The following is an 18,427-nucleotide window of genomic DNA, read 5'->3' on the forward strand; positions in this document are numbered from 1 at the left end:
GCTGCCCGCATTCGCGGCGACAGATGTGAACGGGGAGCGCCACCAGACTTCAGGGGAGTCGGCCCGACCTAATCCGGGCTCAAGTTGAAATACCGTACTTGCGCCTGGCCTGTACGAATTCCTCGTCCAGCGCGCCCAGGCGCGGATGCCCGGGGTCGATCGCGCGCAGCCGCTCGATCTGTTCGCCGGCCACTTCGCCCAGCGCATGGTCCCATCCGAGCTCGTTGATCTGGCGCAGGATGCCGCCGGCCACGGCCACCATCACCTGCTGGTTGCCCGGCGCCATATGCAGCGCCTCCAGCAGGGTCTGCACCGCGCCGCGCACGTCGCCCATGTTGCGTTTCTCGTCGGCCACGCCCAGCAGGATCTGGGCCTGGGCGCGCAGCTGCTGGCCCATGCCGTCGGCCAGGTCGGGGCGGCCGGCGCGCACGAAGACGTTCATCGCCTGGTCGGCGCTCACGTGGCTTGATGCGTCGCCCATCACGCTCAGCATGACGGTCGAGGCCTGTTCGTCCATCCGGTGTTCGAGGCAGGCCTGGGCCAGGCCGATCCGCAGGTTCGGCGACAGGCCGCTGCTGGTGCGCGTGGCGCTGACCGCCATGTGCAGCTCGGCCACGGCGGCGCTGATATTGCCCATCTTTTCCTGCAGCAGGGCATTCGAATAGGCCTTGCAGGCATCGACGTCGGGATTGCCGCGCAGCGAACGCTCGAGGTCGCGGATCACGCCGCCGGCGCCGAGCACGTCGCCGCGCGTGACCATCGCCTTGACCAGGTTGACGTGGTCCTCGGGATTGCGGAATTCCGAATAGCGGGCCTTGTTCACGACCTGCTTGAAGGACTTTTCGGCAGCCTCGGCGTCGCCGTTCTCGAGCGCGACTTCGCCCAGCTTGCGCAGGCGGCGTACCATGTGCGGCGAGATCGACACGGCTTCTTCCAGCACCGTCTGCGCCGCGTCCACGGCGCCCAGCTGCTCGTGGCAGCGCGCCAGCAGGTCGTAGGCGGCCATCAGGCGCGGATTGCCCTGCACCAGCGCCGCCAGGCAGTCGCGCGCTTCCTCGAGCCGGCCTTGCGCGACCATGGTGCGCGCCAGGCCCAGGCCGGCCCAGCCCAGCGGTCGCTCGGCCAGCACTTCGCGGTAGATGGCGCCGGCGCGCGCGTGTTCTCCCACCGATACATGCAGCTCGGCCTGCAGGCGCAGGAAGTCGAGCGCATAGCGCGGGTTGGCCAGGGCGGCGCCGGCGCAGGCGCGAATCGCATCCACCGGCTTGCCCTGCGCGGCCAGCTGCCAGACCGGGAGCAGGGCGCCGCGGCGCTCCAGCGCGCGCTTGATGCGGGTGCTCAGCGTCTCGACCGTGAACGGCTTGAGCACGTAGTCGGTCGGGGTCAGCTCGGCGGCGCTGACCACCTTGTCGTACACGCCTTCGGAAGTGAGCATGATGAAGATGGTCGACGCGGTGATCAGGCGATGGTGGCGCAGGTCTTCCAGCAGCTGCTGGCCGTCCTGGCCGTCGCCCGCGGGACCGCCCAGGTCGTACTCGCAGAGGATGATGTCGTAGCTGCGCTTGGCGAGCTGCTTGACCGCGGCGCCGGCATTGATGGCCGACTCCACCCTGGTGATCCCGGCCTGGTTCAGCATGGTCTGCAGGCTGCCGCGCATGCCCTGGTTGGGATCGACGATCAGCACCGTCAGCTTGGCGTTGTCTTGCATCTCGATTCGGTCTCCGCTAGGTGCCGCGCACCTTGTGATTATGGTCTGCTAACAATACCGATAACTACCCCCAGGATCAAGAAATGTTGGTTCTACAAGATCAAGCCTGCCGGGAATGCAACGCTGCATTGCAACACTGTATAATGGCGGGCTATCTTCCACCCAAGCAGCGACGCTGCATCAACCAACTTCTCAGCCATGTTGATTCTGCCGGGTTCCAACGCCCTTTCCGCCTTCCGTAGCCAACGCCTCCTGTCGCAACTCCAAGCCGTCGCACCATCGATTGCTGCAGTCCAGGCACGCTTCTATCACTTCATCGACAGCAGCGCAGCCTTGAGCGTTGACGACACCGAGCGCCTGTCCGCCATGCTCACCTATGGCGAGCCTGCGCCGGAAACGGTGTTCGAAGGCGTGGCGGAGCAGTTCTTCGTCCTGCCGCGCCTGGGCACGATCTCGCCGTGGGCCTCGAAGGCCACCGACATCGCGCACAACTGCGGCATGGCGCATGTGCACCGCATCGAGCGCGGCGTGGGTTACACCGTGGTGCTCAAGGGCGGCCTGCTCGGCACCGGCATCGGCGCCCCCAGGAAGCTGGGCGAGCAGGAGCTGCAGCTGGTCGCCGCGCTGCTGCACGACCGCATGACCGAGTCGGTGCTGCGCAGCGCCGACGACGCCCAGCGCCTGTTCGACGAACTCGAAGGGCGTTCGCTGGAAACGGTGGATGTGCTCAAGCAGGGCCGCGAGGCCCTGGTGCGCGCCAACCTTGAACTGGGCCTGGCGATGTCGGCCGACGAGATCGACTACCTGCACGAGGCATTCACCAAGGCGCAGCGCAACCCGACCGACGTCGAACTGATGATGTTCGCGCAGGCCAACAGCGAACACTGCCGCCACAAGATCTTCAACGCCGACTGGATCATCGACGGCGTCAGGCAGGACAAGTCGCTGTTCGGCATGATCAAGAACACCCACCAGCTGAACCCGCGCGGCACCGTGGTCGCCTACAGCGACAACTCCTCGATCATCGAGGGTGCGACGGTGACCCGCTTCTTCCCGCGCCAGGCTGGTGAACATGCGCATGAATACGGCACCTCGACGGAACTGGTGCACACCCTGATGAAGGTCGAGACCCACAACCACCCGACCGCGATTTCGCCGTTCCCGGGCGCCTCGACCGGCGCCGGCGGCGAGATCCGCGACGAGGGTGCGACCGGCCGCGGCGCCAAGCCGAAGGCCGGCCTGACCGGCTTCACGGTCTCGAACCTGCTGTTGCCGGACGCCCGGCGTCCGTGGGAGAACGCCAGCGATGTCACCAAGGGTGAGGCGGGCCGCACGGATGCCGTGTACGGCAAGCCGGAGCGCATCGCCTCGCCGCTGCAGATCATGATCGACGGCCCGATCGGCGGCGCCGCCTTCAGCAACGAATTCGGGCGCCCGGTGCTGGGCGGTTACTTCCGTACCTACGAGCAGAACGTCGGCGCGGCCGGCGGCGAGGGTAGCGTGTATGGCTACCACAAGCCGATCATGATCGCCGGCGGCATCGGCAGCATCTCGGCCGCGCACACCCACAAGGACGAGATCCCGGTGGGCAGCCTGCTGATCCAGCTGGGCGGTCCGGGCATGCGCATCGGCATGGGCGGTTCGGCCGCTTCGTCGATGGCGACCGGTACCAACACCGCCGACCTCGACTTCGACTCGGTCCAGCGCGGCAACCCGGAAATGGAACGCCGGGCCCAGGAAGTGATCAACGGCTGCTGGCAGATGGGCGCGGACAATCCGATCATCTCGATCCACGACGTGGGCGCGGGTGGCCTGTCGAATGCCTTCCCGGAAATCGTCAACGACGCCAAGCGCGGCGCGCTGTTCGACCTGCGCAAGGTGCCGCTCGAAGAGTCCGGCATGGCGCCGAAGGAAATTTGGTCAAATGAGTCGCAAGAGCGATATGTGTTGGCGATTGCGCCAATGGACCTTGATAAATTTGCATCCCTGTGCGAGCGCGAGCGCTGCCCGTATGCCGTGGTCGGCACCGCGACCGAGGAGCGCCAGCTGCGCGTGGTCGATCCGGAGGCGAACAACTATCCGGTCGACATGCCGATGGACGTCCTGCTCGGCAAGCCGCCCAAGATGCTGCGCGAGGTCGAGCATGTGCAGTACAGTTTCCCGGCCATCGACCTGACCGGCATCGAACTGGCCGACGCCGCGCGCCGGGTGCTGCTCAATCCGACCGTGGCCGACAAGTCCTTCCTGATCACCATCGGCGACCGCAGCGTGGGCGGCATGACCGCGCGCGACCAGATGGTCGGCCCGTGGCAGGTGCCAGTAGCCGACTGCGCCGTCACCACCATGTCCTACGAGGGCTTCCTGGGCGAAGCGATGGCGATGGGCGAGCGCACCCCGCTGGCCGTGATCGACGCCGCCGCCTCGGGCCGCATGGCCGTGGGCGAGGCGATCACCAACATCGCGGCTGCCGCGATCGCGCAAATCGGCGACATCAAGCTGTCGGCCAACTGGATGGCGGCCTGCGGCCAGCCGGGCCAGGACGCCGCGCTGTTCGACACCGTCAAGGCGGTCGGCATGGAGCTGTGCCCGGCGCTGGGCATCTCGATCCCGGTCGGCAAGGATTCGCTGTCGATGCGCACCACCTGGAAGGACGAGGGCGCGGACGCCTCGGTACCGCAAAAATCGGTCACCTCGCCGGTGTCGCTGATCGTCTCCGGCTTCGCCCCGGTACAGGATGTGCGGCGCACCCTGACCCCGCAACTGCGCATGGATCAAGGCGACACCGCCCTGGTGCTGGTTGACCTGGGCCGCGGCAAGAACCGCCTGGGCGCCTCGGTGTTGGCGCAGGTGACCCAGCAGCTCGGCGACAGCGTGCCGGACGTCGATTCGGCGCAAGACCTGAAGGCCTTCTTCGACGCCATCCAGCGCTTGAACCGCGAAGGCAAGCTGCTGGCCTACCACGACCGTTCGGATGGCGGCCTGTACGCCGCCCTGTGCGAGATGGCCTTCGCCGGCCGCGCCGGCGTGTCGGTCAACCTCGACATCCTGACCATGGAAGGCGAGCACGCTTCCGACTGGGGCGACGCCAAGAACTGGGCCACGCAGGTGGGCGAGCGACGCAACGAGATGAGCCTGCGCGCGCTGTTCAGCGAAGAGCTGGGCGCGGTGCTGCAGGTGCGTCAAGCCGACAAGCAGGCCGTGATGGCGGTGCTGCGCGAAGGGGGCCTGGGCGCCTGCAGCCACATCATCGGCAAGCCGAACGAGCGCGGCGTGATCGAATTCACCCGCGACGCCAAGCTGGTCTACAGCGAAAAGCGCAGCGAACTGCACCGCCTGTGGAGCGAGACCAGCTGGCGCATCGCGCGCCTGCGCGACAACCCGGACTGCGCCGACCAGGAATACGAGCGCCTGCTGGACGAGAGCGATCCGGGCATCTCGCCGAAGCTCACGTTCGACCTGGGCGACAACGTGGCGGCGCCCTTCATTGCGACAGGCGTGCGTCCGCGCGTGGCGATCCTGCGCGAGCAGGGCGTGAACTCGCACATCGAGACCGCCTGGGTCATGCACCAGGCCGGCTTTGCCGCGGTCGACGTGCACATGAGCGACCTGATCGCCGGCCGCGCCAGCCTGGCGGACTTCCACGGCGTGATCGCCGTCGGCGGCTTCTCCTACGGCGACGTGCTGGGCGCGGGCGAGGGCTGGGCCAAGACCATCCTGTTCAACGCGCAGCTGCTGGATCAGTTCGCGGCCTTCTTCGCGCGCCAGGACACCTTCGGCCTGGGCGTGTGCAACGGCTGCCAGATGCTGAGCAACCTGAAGTCGATCATCCCGGGCGCGCATGCGTGGCCGAAGTTTACCCGCAACAAATCGGAACAGTTCGAGGCGCGCTTCGGCATGGTCGAGGTGCTGGATTCGCCGTCGATCTTCTTCGACGGCATGGCCGGCACCCAGGCTCCGCTGGCGATCGCCCACGGCGAGGGATTTGCCGATTTCTCGCTGACCGGCGACATCGGCGCGGTGGTGCAGTCGCTGCGCTACGTCGACAACCGCGGCCAGGCCACCGAACGCTATCCGTTCAACCCGAACGGTTCGCCGGGCGGCCTGACCGCGGTGACCACCGAGGACGGCCGCTTCACCGCGATGATGCCGCACGCCGAACGCGTGTTCCGCACCGCCGTGCATTCGTGGGCCCCGAGCGACTGGACGGACGAATCGCCATGGATGCGCATGTTCCGCAACGCGCGCAAGTGGATCGGCTGACCAGCCGCACCCTGTAGCGTGGGCGGGCCTCCCGCCCACGCGTGCAAGCGGCGGTAACGCAGCCGCCAAGCGTGCGTCGACCCGGACGACGCTTGCACGCGTGGGCAGGCAAGCCGCCCGCCTTACGCTATCCCCTCAGCTGCCCCAGATCGGCTCGTTTTTGGTGCCGTTGCCGACCGGCGCCGGCTGGCCACCGCCCGCGCCACCACCTGCGCCAGCGCCAGCACCCGGCGCCCCCGCATCGCCGGAGGTATCGGCGCCGCCGATGCTGTCACCGCTGGCGATCTCACCAGCGCCTCCCGCGCCCTTGCCGCCGGCAGCCCCAGGCGCCAGGCCGGTCTGCGGATCGGCGCCCGGCATGCCGGCGCTGCCGCGGCTGGTCTGCGGGGCTCCGGCCGGCATGGCGTTCGCGTCTGGCGGCGAAGACAGGAAGTCGCCCTCCTGGCTGTCGCCGCCATGGGCGCCACCCGTGTAGTGGCCTGCGTTCGACTGCACCGCACCCGCGGCACTGTCCTGCTGCGGTACTTCGTAGTGCCAGAGGCCGTCCTCCGCTTGCGCCGTACCGGCGCTGCCCGCGCCTTTCGATTTATCCTTGTTCATCGTCTTCTCCTATGCATGGATACCACCTTGTCGATGGTAGCCGTCCGCGCCCGCATCGCAATAGGACAGGCGAGCGGGGAGGCGTAGGAGCAGGACGCGGGCAACGCATGCCCAGCTGGAAATATGTCCTAAAATCAAGAACTTAAGGTCGTGAGTTGTCGCAAAATCACATGCCAGCCCCGCGCGCATCATGGGAACACGACGGTCCATTCCGTCGCCATCTTTCACGGAGGAATACCATGAACTTGCGTACCGGCTCGACGCAGCGCGCACGTCGATTCATCCTTGCCGCAGGACTCCTGCTCGGCTTCGGCGCGGCCCCTGCGTCGGCCCAGGAAGCGGGCCTGCCCCAGGCCGACGCAAGCGCCTGCGGCAGCCTGGTCGCGACCGAGGACGGGACGCCGGACGCCCTGTTGGCAGATTGTACTTGTGCGCCGAAAGGCTGCGTGCGCACGCAAGGCTATTGGGGGAACAAGCCGGATGTGCTGTGGCCAAAATATGACCGGAATGCAGTGTTCTACGCCAGCGGCCTGAGCTGGCAACAGGTGTTCGATAGCCCGCCCCGGGGCGATGCCTACTACATTCTCGCGCACCAGTATATCGCCGCCGTGCTGAATCTCGCGAGCGGCGCCTCGGCCCCGAACAGCCTGCGCTCGGTGGTGGTGGCTGCCAATATCTGGTTCAACACAGCGCAGCCCGGCGTGTGCATCAAGGGCGCCTGCCAGCTGCAGCGCGCCTGGGCAAGCGTGCTCGACGAGTACAACAACGGCGACTATCCGGGCGCGCCGCAGCACTGCGGCGAAGACTGAGCGCAGAACCGGCGCACAATAAAAAAGCGCTCCCTCGGGAGCGCTTCCGGTATCCGGCAAGCGGTGCTTACTGGATCTTGGCCTTCTTGACCAGGCTTTCGCGGTACTGCGCCAGCTGGCGCTGCTGCAGCTGTTCCGCGACCTGCTGCTTGACGTCGTTCAGGGCCGGGATCTTGGCCGGGCGCACGTCTTCGAGCTTGATCACGTGGTAACCGAACTGGCTCTTGACCGGGGTGTCGGTGATGGCGCCTTTTTGCAGGGCAACCATGGCTTTCGAGAACTCGGGCACGTAGTTGGCCGGGCTTGCCCAGTCCAAGTCGCCGCCGTTGGCCGCCGAGCCGTCTTTCGACTGGGCCTTGGCCAGTTCTTCGAACTTGGCGCCGCCCTTGAGCTTGGCGATGATGGCCTTGGCTTCCTCTTCGGTCGGCACCAGGATGTGGCGTGCGTGGTATTCCTTGTCGCCGACCTGTGCCTTGTACTTGTCGTACTCGGCCTTGATCTGGGCGTCGGTGATCGGGTGCTTCTTGACGTAGTCGGCCAGCATCGCATTGATGATGATGCTCTGGCGTGCATTGTCGATTGCCGCCTTGACGTCGGCGCGGGCGCCGATGCCTTGCTTGTCGGCTTCCTGGATCAGGACTTCGCGGCCGATCAGGTCTTTCTTGATGGCTTCGCGCAGTTGCTGCGAATCGGTGGCACGGCCTTGTGCGACGACTTGCTTGACCAGCTGGTCGACTTTTGCCGCCGGGATAGGCTTGCCGTTGACGGTGGCGGCGTTCTGCGCGAATGCAGGCGCGGCGATCATCGCGGTCGCGGCTAAGCTGATAGCCAAGGACAGGCGGGCTTGCTTCAAAATCATTGTTGAGGTCCTATCTAAACACGAAAAGTTCGCCGCGTGCGGCAAGAACCGGTGCTGTCGAGCACCGGCGGTAGCACATCTTACTGCACCTTTGCCTTTTTGACCATTTGGTCACGGTAGTCCGCAAGCTTCTTCTGGGCCAGCGCGTCCTGGATCTGCGGCTTCACTTCTTCCAGCGAGGGCAGCTTGGCCGCGCGGGTGTCGTCCAGCTTGATGACGTGGTAGCCGTTGGCGGTCTTGACCGGCTTGTCGGTGACGGCGCCTTTCTGCAGGCCGGTGAAGCCGGCGGCGAACTCAGGCGGGAACGAGGACGGGGCAGCCCAGTCCAGGTCGCCGCCATTGTTGGCGGTGCCGGTATCCTTCGACTCCTTGGCCAGCTCTTCGAACTTGGCGCCGCCCTTGAGCTTGGCGATCACGGCATTGGCCTCGGCTTCGGTTTCCAGCAGGATGTGGCGCACGTGGTATTCCTTGTCGCCGGTCTGGGCCTTGAAGCGGTCGTACTCGGCCTTGATTTCGGCGTCGGTCACCGGGTTCTTCTTGATGTAGTCGCGGGCCAGCTGGTTGACGACGATCGCCTGGCGGGCATTGTCGAGCGCCTGCTTGACGTCGGGCTTCTTGTCGTAGCCTTGCTTGATCGCTTCCTGCATCAGGACTTCGCGGGCGATCATCTCTTCCTTGATCGCCAGGCGCAGCTGCGGCGAATCCTGGCCCTGGCCGGCAGCGACCAGCTGCTTGACGGCTTCCTCGACACGCGACGTCGGGATGGCTTTGCCGTTCACGACGGCGAGGTTCTGTGCGAAGGCAGGGGCCGCGGCGACGGCGATCAGCGCTAACAGCAGGCGTGCTGGCTTAAAAGTCATTTCTGGAATTCCTGTGGGAAGAGATGTGCTTGGACGAGATTATTTGATGTGTTCTTGTACTTCAAGTTCCGGTATTTCGCGTTACTGATTGTCTGCCACTATTCTTAAAGTAGGCTGAAATGATGGGTTCAAGCCGGTTCCGACGGTGCGAGTGCCGTGATGGCCAGCGCATGGATTTCCGCCTTGTTGATCATTTCGTGAACGGCATCATACACAAGACGATGACGCATGACCAGCGTGAGGCCCTGGAACTTGCTTGATACGATTTTCACGCTGTAGTGGCTGCCGCCGGAAGCCGCGCCGGCGTGGCCGGCGTGCAGGTGCGAGTCGTCGCTGATCTCCAGCAAGCTCGGGGCCAGTTCGGCCTGCAGGCGCTCGCGCAGGCGTTCGGTACGGTTAGCTTCCATTTTGTGGATCCTCCTGAATATGTTTGGATAGGAACAGCGATTGGATGATGATGAAGGCGAACAGGATGCCGGTGATCCCGAACAGCTTGAAGCTGACCCAGGCGCCGGTATCGCTGCGGAACACCACGAAGGCCATCAACAGGTTCAGCAGGCCGAGCCCGACGAAGAAGGCGATCCACGCATACAGGACGCGGTTCCAGATCGCCTGCGGCAGGTTCATGGCGCCCCCGAGCGCCGAGCGCATCAGGTTCTTGCGGTACAGCAGATGCGCCAGCAGCAAAGCGGCGCCGAAGGCCCAGTACAGGATGGTCGGCTTCCACTTGATGAAGGTGTCGTCGTGGAAGTAGATGGTGGCGCCGCCGGCCACCACCACCACGCCCAGCGACAGCCACAACATGCCGTCCACTTTCTTGCGGCGCGCCAGCAGGTAGAGGATCTGCAGCACCGTGGCCAGGATCGTCACCGCGGTCGCCAGCAGGATCGGCGACTGCGCGGCCGGCACGGCCCCGCCCGAGATCAGGAAACCCAGGTAGTCGGTGACCAGGCCGTGGGCCCAGTCCTGGTTGCTTTCGCCATACTTGTAGATGCCGAAGAACAGGATGACCGGCAGCATGTCGAATAAAAACTTGATCATGTCTTTCCTTCAGCGTCTCAAGCGGGCTCGAAGCGCAGGGCGGCCGAGTTGATGCAGTAGCGCAGGCCGGTCGGGGGCGGGCCGTCCGGGAATACGTGGCCGAGGTGGGCGTCGCACACGGCGCAGATGATCTCGGTGCGCAGCATGCCGTGGGTCCGGTCCTGCTTTTCGATCACATTGGCGGGGTCGAGCGCGCGGAAGTAACTCGGCCAGCCGCAGCCGGAGTCGAACTTGGCGTCGGATTCGAACAGCGCGGTGTCGCAGCAGACGCAGCGGTAGATGCCGTGCTCGTGGTGGTCCCAGTACTTGCCGGTGAAGGCGCGCTCGGTGGCGGCGTGGCGCGTCACCTGGTATTCCATCGGGTCGAGCTGGGCACGCCATTCGGCGTCGGTCCTGCTTACTTTGTCGTTCATGTCGGTCTCGCTTGTCGCTGGGTTGTTACTGGGTTGTTGCTGCGTTGGTACTGCGTTGGTGCTCGGTTGGTGCTCGGTTGGTGCTTGTTTTGCCTGGTGTCAGGAAGAGCAGCTCACCTCGAGGTGGGCTGCCCAGTCGGGCGGCAGCGCCGCGTAGGCCTCGTTCTCGGGCTGCTCGTCGAAGGGGTGCTCGAGGACGGCCAGCAGCTTGTGCACGCCGTCGAAGTCGCCGTTCTGGGCCTGTTCGATCGCGTTCTGCGCCAGGTAGTTGCGCAGCACGTATTTGGGATTGGCGCGGTGCATGGCGCTGCGCCGCACCTCGTCCCGGCTGTTTTCCTGGCGCAGGCGGGCGCGGTAGCGGCCGGCCCAGGCATCAAACGCTTCGCGGTCGATGAACAGCTCGCGCAGCGGCGCATCGTCTTCCAGGCTGCCGTCCAGGCGCAAGTCGCCCAGGCGCCGGAAGAACAACGTGAAGTCGGCATGGTTGGCCTGCAGCAGCCCGAAGGTGGCGTCGAACAGGGCGCTGTCGTCCTCGCGCGCGTCGAACAGGCCGAGCTTGGCGTGCAGCAGCTCGTCCAGCCTGGCGCCGAAGGCCGGGCGGTAGGCGTCGAGCGCTTCCTCGGTGTCCTCAAGCGTGCCGATCAGCGGCAGCAGGGCATTGCCGAGGGCGTAGCAGTTCCAGTGCCCGACCGGCACCTGGTTGGCATAGGAATAGCGCCCGCCCCCATCGGTGTGGTTGCAGATGTGCTTGGCGTCGAAGGCTTCCATGAAGCCGAACGGGCCGTAGTCGAGCGTCAGTCCCAGGATCGACATGTTGTCGGTGTTCATCACGCCATGCATGAAGCCGACCGCCTGCCACCCCGCGATCATGGTGGCGGTGCGGCGCGTGACCTCGCGCAGCAGGGCCTGATAGGGATTGGCCGCGTCCGCGCATTCCGGGTACCAGTGCGCGATGACGTAATCGGCCAGGACCTTGAGTTCGTCGGGCTTGTTGCGGTAGTGCCAGTGCTCGAAGGAGCCGAAGCGCACGAACGAGGGCGCCATGCGGGTGACCACGGCGGCGGTCTCGACGGTCTCGCGCATGACCCGCTGGTGCGAGCCGGTCAGCATCAGGGCGCGCGTGGTCGGGATGCCGAGCGCGGCCATGGCCTCGGAGCACAGGAATTCGCGAATCGACGAGCGCAGCACTGCGCGCCCGTCGCCCATGCGCGAGTAGGGCGTCAGGCCGGCGCCCTTGAGCTGGACTTCCATCGGGCCGGCGGGGCCGGGCAGATCGCCCAGCACGATGGCGCGGCCATCGCCGAGCTGGCCGGCCCAGACGCCGAACTGGTGGCCGGAATACACGGCCGACAGCGGCTGGGAGCGCACCGCCACCTTGTTGCCGGTGAAGACGGCGACGAAGTCTTCCTGGGCCAGCGCCTGCGGATCGAGCCCGGCCAGCGCCGCCGCGGGTGCGCTGGCGGCGATGAAATAGGGCGACGGCAAGGGCGTCGGCATGAGCCGGGTATAAAAGGCCGGCGGCAACTCGGCGAACGCGTTGCTGAAGGGGAGTTCGTCGGCAGTGATGGCAGCTCCTTCGGTCGTCGGTGGTCGTGCGCTGGTTGAACCGCAGCGCGATGCGTGCGGCATTGGCAGGATTCTACCGTACCGGGCCGATTCGAATGGCGCACGGGTGCTTTCGCCGGCGGGCCGGCGCTTGCTGCGGCGCGTCATCGAATTGCGTTGACGAAAGCTCGAGCCTCGGTCGACACTCGTCCCTGAAGTTGCCGATCCGACCATGGGAGTTGCAATGAACGACGCCGTCAACAGCTATCCGACCAGCCCCCTGATGGGCCAGATGATGGACCAGCCCTTGCTGATCTCGGGCATCATCGCATTCGCGGCGCGCCACTACGGCGCCGGCGAAATCGTCTCGCGCCGGGTGGAGGGCGACATCCACCGTTATACTTACCGCGACTGCGAGGCGCGCGCGCGCCGCATGGCCCAGGCGCTGCAGGGGCTCGGGGTGGGCATGGGCGACCGGGTCGCGACCCTGGCCTGGAACGGCTACCGCCACATGGAGCTGTACTACGCGGTGTCGGGTTCGGGCGCGGTGCTGCACACCATCAACCCGCGCCTGCATCCCGAGCAGATCGCCTACATCATCAACCATGCCGAAGGCCGCTACCTGTTCTTCGACATGAGCTTCCTGCCCGCGATCGACGCGATGGCGCAGCACTGCAAGACGGTCAAGGGCTATGTGGCGATGTGCGAGCGCGCCGCCATGCCGCAGGACAGCACTATCCCGAACCTGCTGTGCTACGAGGACCTGATCGCGTCCGCATCCGACGACTACGCCTGGCCGCAGTTCGACGAGCGCGCGGCGGCAAGCCTGTGCTACACCTCGGGCACCACCGGCAACCCGAAGGGCGCGCTGTACTCGCACCGCTCGACCGTCCTGCATGCCTATGCCTCGGCCATGCCGAATGCGCTCAATGTGTCCAGCAAGGACACCGTGCTGCCGGTGGTGCCGATGTTCCACGTGAACGCCTGGGGCCTGCCGTACTCGGTGCCGCTGTCGGGCGCGAAAATGGTGTTTCCGGGGCCGGCGCTGGATGGCAAGTCGCTGTACGAGCTGTTCGAGGCCGAGGGCGTCAGCTTCTCGGCCGGCGTGCCCACCGTCTGGCTGGGCCTGGTGAACCACGTGCTGCAGAACGGGCTGCGCTTCTCGAGTTTCCGGCGCACCGTCATCGGCGGCTCGGCCTGCCCGCCGGCGATGATGGATACCCTGATCGACGCGCTGGGCGTCGAGGTGGTGCACGCCTGGGGCATGACCGAAATGTCGCCGCTCGGCACCGCCTGCACCCTTGGGGCCAAGCACCTCGCGCTGCCGCGGGAACAGCAGCGCGCCATCCTGCGCAAGCAGGGCCATGCGATCTATGGCGTCGATCTGAAGATCGTCGACGACGACGGCGCCGAGCTGCCCTGGGACGGCGCCACCTACGGCCATCTCCTGGTGAAGGGGCCCTGGGTGGTGTCCGGCTATTTTCGCGGCGAAGGCGGCGAGGTACTGCAAGACGGCTGGTTCCCGACCGGCGACGTGGCCACCATCGACCCGGACGGCTACCTGCAGATCACCGATCGCAGCAAGGACGTGATCAAGTCCGGCGGCGAGTGGATCGGCTCGATCGACCTGGAGAACATCGCCATGGCGCATCCGGCGGTGCTGCAGGCGGCCTGCATCGGCGTGACCCATCCGAAGTGGGGGGAGCGGCCGCTGCTGGTGGTGGTCCGGCGTCCCGGCGCCGCGCTGGCGCGCGAGGAACTGCTGGCTTTCTTCGAAGGGAAGGTGGCGAAGTGGTGGATCCCGGACGACGTGGTGTTCGCCGAGGCGCTGCCGGTGGGCGGCACCGGCAAGATCCAGAAGAACAAGCTGCGCGACACCTACGGGGCGCACCGCTTGCCGGGCGCCTGAGTAGTGAGCTCAGGCCTGCGGCACCCGGTTGACCAGCGGCTCGCCGCGTTCGAAGGCGCTGATGCTGTCGATCGTGGTCTGCATGATCTGCCCGACCGCCTCGACGGTGAAGAAGGCCTGGTGACCGGTGACGATCACGTTCGGGAAGGACACCAGGCGCTGGATGGTGTCGTCGCAGATGATGGTCGAGGACAGGTCCTGGAAGAACAGGTTCGCCTCCTGTTCATAGACGTCGATCGCCAGGCCGCCGAGCTGTCCGCTCTTGAGCGCATCGATGGCGGCGTCGGTATCGACCAGGCCGCCCCGGCTGGTGTTGACCAGGATGCCGCCGCGCTTGACCCGTGCCAGGTTGTGCGCGTTGATGATGTAGCGGGTCGATTCCAATAGCGGGCAGTGCAGAGAGACCACGTCGCTGCGCGCGAGTAGCTCGTCCACCTCGACATAGCTGCCGCCGCACTCGGCGAAGGCCGGGTCCGGGTGCGGGTCGTGGCCGAGGATGGTGCAGCCGAAGCCGGCCATGATGCGCGCGAAAATCGCGCCGATCTTGCCGGTGCCGACCACGCCGACGGTCTTGCCGTGCAGGTCGAAGCCCATCAGGCCTTCCAGGTCAAAATTGCCGTCGCGGGTGCGGGCGCTGGCGCGCGCGATCTTGCGGTTCACGGCCAGCAGCAGGCCCACCGCGAACTCGGCCACCGAATGGGGCGAATAGTCGGTGACGCGCACCACGGCGATGCCATGCCGGGCCGCCGCCACCACGTCGATCTGGTTGTAGCCGGTGGAGCGGGTGGCCACCAGCCGGGTTCCCTGGCGCGCCAGCGTCGCCAGCACCTCGGCGTCGACGCCGTCGTTGACGAACACGCAGACGGCTTCGCATCCCTGCGCCAGGCTGGCCGTCGACGCCGTCAGGCGGTCCTCGAAGAAGTGCAGTTCGTGGCCGGCGCCGTCGTTGGCGCGGGCCAGCATGGTCTTGTCGTAGCGGCGTGCGCTGAACACGGCGGTCTTCATGTTGCGTTCCTCCTTGATTCAAGCCCCGTCGGGCTCCCGGCCGGGCGGATCTCCCGCGCGGTACAGGGCTTCCAGCGCCGCGGCGGGGAGCGGGTGGGACAGCAGGTAGCCCTGGACTTCGTCGCAGCCGTGCTGCTTCAGGAAGCGCAGCTGGCCCGCGCTTTCCACGCCTTCCGCGTTGACGCGCATCCCGAGCGTGCGGGCGAAGGAGATCACCGCCAGCGCGACCGCGGCGGCGCTCTGGCTGGTGTCGATCTCGTGCACGAATGAGCGGTCGATCTTGAGCTTGTCGACCGGGAAGTTGCGCAGCGCGCTCAGGCTCGAATAGCCGGTACCGAAGTCGTCGATCGAGATCGTCACGCCCAGCGCCTTGAGCTCGCTCATCAGCTGCGAAGCGTGATCGAGGTCGTGCATGATCGAACTTTCGGTGATCTCGAGTTCGAGACAGCCTGGATCGAGGCCGGTCTCGCGCAGCACGGCGCTCACCGCATCGACGATGCCCCTGTCGCGCAACTGGCGGGCCGCGACATTGACCGCCACCGACTTGCCCGGCAGGCCCGCCGCGTGCCAGCGCATGGCCTGGCGGCAGGCCTCGGCCAGCACATGCTCGCCGAGGGAGACGATCAGCGCCGATTCCTCGGCCAGCGGGATGAAGGCGCCGGGAGCAAGCAGGCCGCGCTCGGGATGTTCCCAGCGCAGCAGGGCTTCGGCGCCGCGCCAGGCGCCGGAGGCGAGGTCCAGCTTGGGCTGGTAGTGGACCACCAGCTGGCCTTCGGGGATGGCCCGCCGCAGCGCGGCTTCCAGCTCCATGCGCTCGGCCACGGCGGCATCGCGGGTGGGGGCGTAGAACTGGACGCCGTCCTTGCCCGAACGTTTGGCGCGGTGCATGGCCGAGTTGGCGCGCTGCAGGAGCGTTTCGGGCGCTTCGCCGTCGTGCGGATACACGCTGGCGCCGATACTGCAGCTGAGCACGACATCCTTGCCGGCCAGCCGAACCGGTTCGCGCACCGCCGCCATCAGCGCCTGGAGCAGCGAGCCGCTGCGCTCGACACAGTCCAGGTCGGGGAGCAGGATGACGAATTCGTCCGAGCCGATGCGGGCCACGGCGTCGCAATCGGGCGCTGCCCGGCACAGCCGGCGCGCCGTTTCGCTCAGGAAGGCGTCGCCGCAGGCGTTGCCGAGGCCGGTGTTCATGAAGCTGAAGCTGTCGAGGTCGAGGTAGGCCACCACCACCAGGCGACCGTCGCGCCGCGCATGGGAGATCGCTGCCTGCAGGCGGTCGATCAGCAGTGGTCGGTTGGCCAGGCCGGTCAGGAGGTCGTGGGTCGCGCGGTATTCGAGCTCGCGGGTGCGTTCGGCGACCCGCTGTTCCAGGCTGTCGCGGGCCTGGCGCAACTCGTCGTTGAGCTGTACCAGGCGCGCCTGGTAGTGGCGCGAGGCCACCACGCGGCTGATCGCGCCCGAGATATTCGCCAGGAAGTCGCGGTAGGGACGCAGGGCGTACTCGTCGTTCACCTGCACCACCAGGCAGCCGAAATGCTGGGCGGATGCCTGGATCGGGAAGCAAAGCCCGTCGGCTCCGACGTGTTGCGAGAGGGGGCGCGCCGGCGACTTCGTGGCGCCACCCTTGCAGCGTGCGAGCAGCGCCGTGATCGCCGCCGTGGGCGGCGTCGTGCTTCCCTCCAGGTGGACGTGGGCATCGGCGATGCCGGGCACGCCGGCCAGCGCGCGCCGGACGAAATCGGCCAGGCGCCTGTCGTCGGGCAGGGCGTCGATGGCCTGCTGGATGACCAGCAGGCGCCCCAGCACGACCGCGCTCGGGCCGCTGGCGTCAGGGGCCGGGCGGGTGGCCATGTGGCGCTGGCGGATGCCGGTAGAAAGGATTGTGCAGGATGTGTCCGCCCACCACCATCACCGGATGGACGCTCATGATGTCGAACATGGTGGCGCCGTCGAACTGGCGCAGGTCGTACTGGCACATGACGGTGATCGGCGTTTCTTCCACCAGGTCGTTGATGCGGGCTTCGAACTCGATGATCCGCTCGGCACCAGGAATGCCGCGCAGCACCCATTCCATCTCTCCCGTGATGCGCGCACCGCTCAGGCCGGCAGAAATGGCTTTCCGGTAGCTTTCGCGGATCAGGGCAAGGGTCGTGTGCGGCCTGAATTCGCCCTCCGGATAATAGCCCTCGCGGGTCGTGGTGAGCGCGACCTGGTCGGCCAGGTCGCGGCGGCCATGCACCAGTCCGAGCTCGGCCAGTATGCGCGGGAAGTCTTCCGCGCCTGACACGTCGGCCAGGTACTCGAGCCGTTCGTCTTCGAGCAGCGCGTGACGCGCGAACAGCGGCAGGATGCGGCGCCGCTCCTCGTCGTCGTTGTAGAGGTAACAGATATGCGTCCCCTCGGGGTAGCGCTCATCCGTGAACCCCAGGCAGATGTGGCGTCGTTCGTCGCTCATGGGCAGCTCCAGTGTCCTGTTCGCAAAGCATACATCGCCAGGCGTGCAAGGGGTGCCCTGTTGCCGGAACCCTAGACCGAGGCCGGCAGGACGTGGCGGAAGGTCGGTTCGATGCCGTGCGCGTGCAGGTGGCGCACGATGTCTTCCAGCGTCGCGTCCTTCAGCAGCAAGCCGTCGGTCGCCGCCCCGGGCGGGCTGGCGGGGCGGTCGGGGGCGCTGTCGGCGGGCGCTGGCTGCTCGGCCGGCGGCGAGGGCAGCGTGGGCAGGGCCTCCTGCTTGAGCGACACCAGCGCGTCCATGAACTGCTGCTTGTCGATGCTGGCCAGGCTTTCCAGGAAGGCCAGTTGGGCGGCCTTGGGCGGCGCCATCTCCAGGCCGGCCTCCTCGGCGAACGAGGCGCCCATGCCCGGGTGGATGAAGGCGGCCCACTTGCCGGACGCCGGATTCAGGCTGGGCGGCAGCGGGACCTGTCCGCAGGGCTGCAGCTCGAGTTCGGGGAACTGCGCCTCGCGCAGCATCGAGACGAAACGGCGGACGTCGCCTTCCGGCACCGGTTCGGCCAGGGATAGCCACAGCCGGTAACCGCTGTCGCCGGTAATGCTCACGGCGGGCGCGGGAAAGCCGAAGCTTTCCTGGAGCGTGTTGGCCACCGCGCACAGATTGGTCCAGTGCGCATCCTGCGCGCCCTTGCGCAGCTTCGGGAAGTCGAGGACCAGCGCGCGCGTCATGCCGTCGCCCGACACCAGGGACACGAGCGGATGCTGCGCCAGGTCGGCCAAGGAGGCGGCATCCGGCATCAGATAGAGGCGAGTCAGTTGTTTGATCAGTTTTTCCATGTACGTAGGGAGCGAGGACGGTATCCCGGTATTCTGGCACACGCCGGCAAAAGCGCGGGCCATAAAATAATACGAACGTACTTTTAGTTGAGGTATAGTGAAAAGGATCTGTCGGGCCGGCGGC

15 protein-coding genes are annotated in these 18,427 nt (G+C 66.6%); 3 read left to right on the forward strand and 12 right to left on the reverse strand.

What is annotated here, in order from left to right; all coding sequences use genetic code 11:
* Positions 1–79: 79 nt before the first annotated feature.
* Positions 80–1,708, reverse strand: a complete 1,629-nt coding sequence (locus IM543_12435) for a response regulator (GenBank protein ID QOY92440.1) — start codon at positions 1,706–1,708, stop codon at positions 80–82.
* 198 nt (positions 1,709–1,906) lie between these two features.
* On the opposite strand from IM543_12435, the gene purL reads away from it, so the two are divergent.
* A complete protein-coding gene (purL, locus tag IM543_12440) occupies positions 1,907–5,968 on the forward strand; it encodes a phosphoribosylformylglycinamidine synthase (GenBank protein ID QOY92441.1) in 4,062 nt (1,353 codons plus the stop codon).
* 135 nt (positions 5,969–6,103) lie between these two features.
* Here purL and IM543_12445 read toward each other — a convergent pair whose 3' ends face one another.
* A complete protein-coding gene (locus IM543_12445) occupies positions 6,104–6,568 on the reverse strand; it encodes a hypothetical protein (GenBank protein ID QOY92442.1) in 465 nt (154 codons plus the stop codon).
* Positions 6,569–6,807: 239 nt separating this feature from the next.
* Between IM543_12445 and IM543_12450 the strand changes: the two genes are divergently transcribed.
* Entirely contained in the window at positions 6,808–7,377 is a 570-nt protein-coding gene (locus tag IM543_12450) for a hypothetical protein (protein ID QOY92443.1), read from the forward strand.
* Between the two features lie 67 nt (positions 7,378–7,444).
* On the opposite strand, the gene IM543_12455 is transcribed toward IM543_12450, so the two are convergent.
* From IM543_12455 to IM543_12480, 6 genes are all read right to left on the reverse strand, one after another.
* A complete protein-coding gene (locus tag IM543_12455) occupies positions 7,445–8,236 on the reverse strand; it encodes a peptidyl-prolyl cis-trans isomerase (protein QOY92444.1) in 792 nt (263 codons plus the stop codon).
* Between the two features lie 80 nt (positions 8,237–8,316).
* Positions 8,317–9,096 (reverse strand): peptidyl-prolyl cis-trans isomerase, encoded by a 780-nt coding sequence (locus tag IM543_12460; protein ID QOY92445.1) that lies wholly within the window; start codon positions 9,094–9,096, stop codon positions 8,317–8,319.
* 128 nt (positions 9,097–9,224) lie between these two features.
* Positions 9,225–9,503 carry a BolA family transcriptional regulator gene (locus IM543_12465; GenBank protein QOY92446.1) on the reverse strand — a complete coding sequence of 93 codons (279 nt, stop codon included), beginning with the start codon at positions 9,501–9,503 and terminating at the stop codon, positions 9,225–9,227.
* A complete protein-coding gene (locus IM543_12470; protein ID QOY96656.1) occupies positions 9,493–10,134 on the reverse strand; it encodes a septation protein A in 642 nt (213 codons plus the stop codon). The genes IM543_12465 and IM543_12470 overlap by 11 nt, the downstream gene beginning before the upstream one ends.
* 20 nt (positions 10,135–10,154) lie before the next feature.
* Positions 10,155–10,550: a peptide-methionine (R)-S-oxide reductase MsrB gene (msrB, locus tag IM543_12475; GenBank protein QOY92447.1), complete on the reverse strand. Its 396-nt coding sequence runs from the start codon at positions 10,548–10,550 to the stop codon at positions 10,155–10,157.
* 99 nt (positions 10,551–10,649) lie between these two features.
* Positions 10,650–12,179, reverse strand: coding sequence for a YdiU family protein (locus tag IM543_12480; protein ID QOY92448.1), 1,530 nt, complete (start codon positions 12,177–12,179; stop codon positions 10,650–10,652).
* A 196-nt stretch (positions 12,180–12,375) separates the two neighbouring features.
* Here IM543_12480 and IM543_12485 point away from each other — a divergent pair, with 196 nt between their 5' ends.
* Positions 12,376–14,004 carry a fatty-acid--CoA ligase gene (locus IM543_12485; GenBank protein QOY96657.1) on the forward strand — a complete coding sequence of 543 codons (1,629 nt, stop codon included), beginning with the start codon at positions 12,376–12,378 and terminating at the stop codon, positions 14,002–14,004.
* 9 nt (positions 14,005–14,013) lie between these two features.
* Here IM543_12485 and IM543_12490 read toward each other — a convergent pair whose 3' ends face one another.
* The 4 genes from IM543_12490 to IM543_12505 form a co-directional block, all read right to left on the reverse strand.
* Positions 14,014–15,009: a 2-hydroxyacid dehydrogenase gene (locus IM543_12490; protein QOY92449.1), complete on the reverse strand. Its 996-nt coding sequence runs from the start codon at positions 15,007–15,009 to the stop codon at positions 14,014–14,016.
* An 18-nt stretch (positions 15,010–15,027) separates the two neighbouring features.
* Positions 15,028–16,863, reverse strand: coding sequence for an EAL domain-containing protein (locus IM543_12495; GenBank protein QOY92450.1), 1,836 nt, complete (start codon positions 16,861–16,863; stop codon positions 15,028–15,030).
* Positions 16,841–17,467, reverse strand: a complete 627-nt coding sequence (locus IM543_12500) for an MEDS domain-containing protein (protein QOY92451.1) — start codon at positions 17,465–17,467, stop codon at positions 16,841–16,843. Before IM543_12500 ends, IM543_12495 begins: the two co-directional genes overlap by 23 nt.
* Before the next feature lie 71 nt (positions 17,468–17,538).
* Positions 17,539–18,303 (reverse strand): hypothetical protein, encoded by a 765-nt coding sequence (locus IM543_12505; protein QOY92452.1) that lies wholly within the window; start codon positions 18,301–18,303, stop codon positions 17,539–17,541.
* Between the last annotated feature and the right edge of the window lie 124 nt (positions 18,304–18,427).

This window comes from Massilia sp. UMI-21, assembly GCA_015277795.1.
Lineage (GTDB): Bacteria > Pseudomonadota > Gammaproteobacteria > Burkholderiales > Burkholderiaceae_D > Telluria.

Bases quoted from the DNA above. Each gene is read 5' to 3' on its own strand.
- IM543_12435 (QOY92440.1), bottom strand. From the start codon at position 1,708: ATGCAAGACAACGCCAAGCTGACGGTGCTGATCGTCGATCCCAACCAG.
- purL (QOY92441.1), top strand. From the start codon at position 1,907: ATGTTGATTCTGCCGGGTTCCAACGCCCTTTCCGCCTTCCGTAGCCAA.
- IM543_12445 (QOY92442.1), bottom strand. From the start codon at position 6,568: ATGAACAAGGATAAATCGAAAGGCGCGGGCAGCGCCGGTACGGCGCAA.
- IM543_12450 (QOY92443.1), top strand. From the start codon at position 6,808: ATGAACTTGCGTACCGGCTCGACGCAGCGCGCACGTCGATTCATCCTT.
- IM543_12455 (QOY92444.1), bottom strand. From the start codon at position 8,236: ATGATTTTGAAGCAAGCCCGCCTGTCCTTGGCTATCAGCTTAGCCGCG.
- IM543_12460 (QOY92445.1), bottom strand. From the start codon at position 9,096: ATGACTTTTAAGCCAGCACGCCTGCTGTTAGCGCTGATCGCCGTCGCC.
- IM543_12465 (QOY92446.1), bottom strand. From the start codon at position 9,503: ATGGAAGCTAACCGTACCGAACGCCTGCGCGAGCGCCTGCAGGCCGAA.
- msrB (QOY92447.1), bottom strand. From the start codon at position 10,550: ATGAACGACAAAGTAAGCAGGACCGACGCCGAATGGCGTGCCCAGCTC.
- IM543_12480 (QOY92448.1), bottom strand. From the start codon at position 12,179: ATGCCGCACGCATCGCGCTGCGGTTCAACCAGCGCACGACCACCGACG.
- IM543_12490 (QOY92449.1), bottom strand. From the start codon at position 15,009: ATGAAGACCGCCGTGTTCAGCGCACGCCGCTACGACAAGACCATGCTG.
- IM543_12495 (QOY92450.1), bottom strand. From the start codon at position 16,863: ATGGCCACCCGCCCGGCCCCTGACGCCAGCGGCCCGAGCGCGGTCGTG.
- IM543_12500 (QOY92451.1), bottom strand. From the start codon at position 17,467: ATGAGCGACGAACGACGCCACATCTGCCTGGGGTTCACGGATGAGCGC.
- IM543_12505 (QOY92452.1), bottom strand. From the start codon at position 18,303: ATGGAAAAACTGATCAAACAACTGACTCGCCTCTATCTGATGCCGGAT.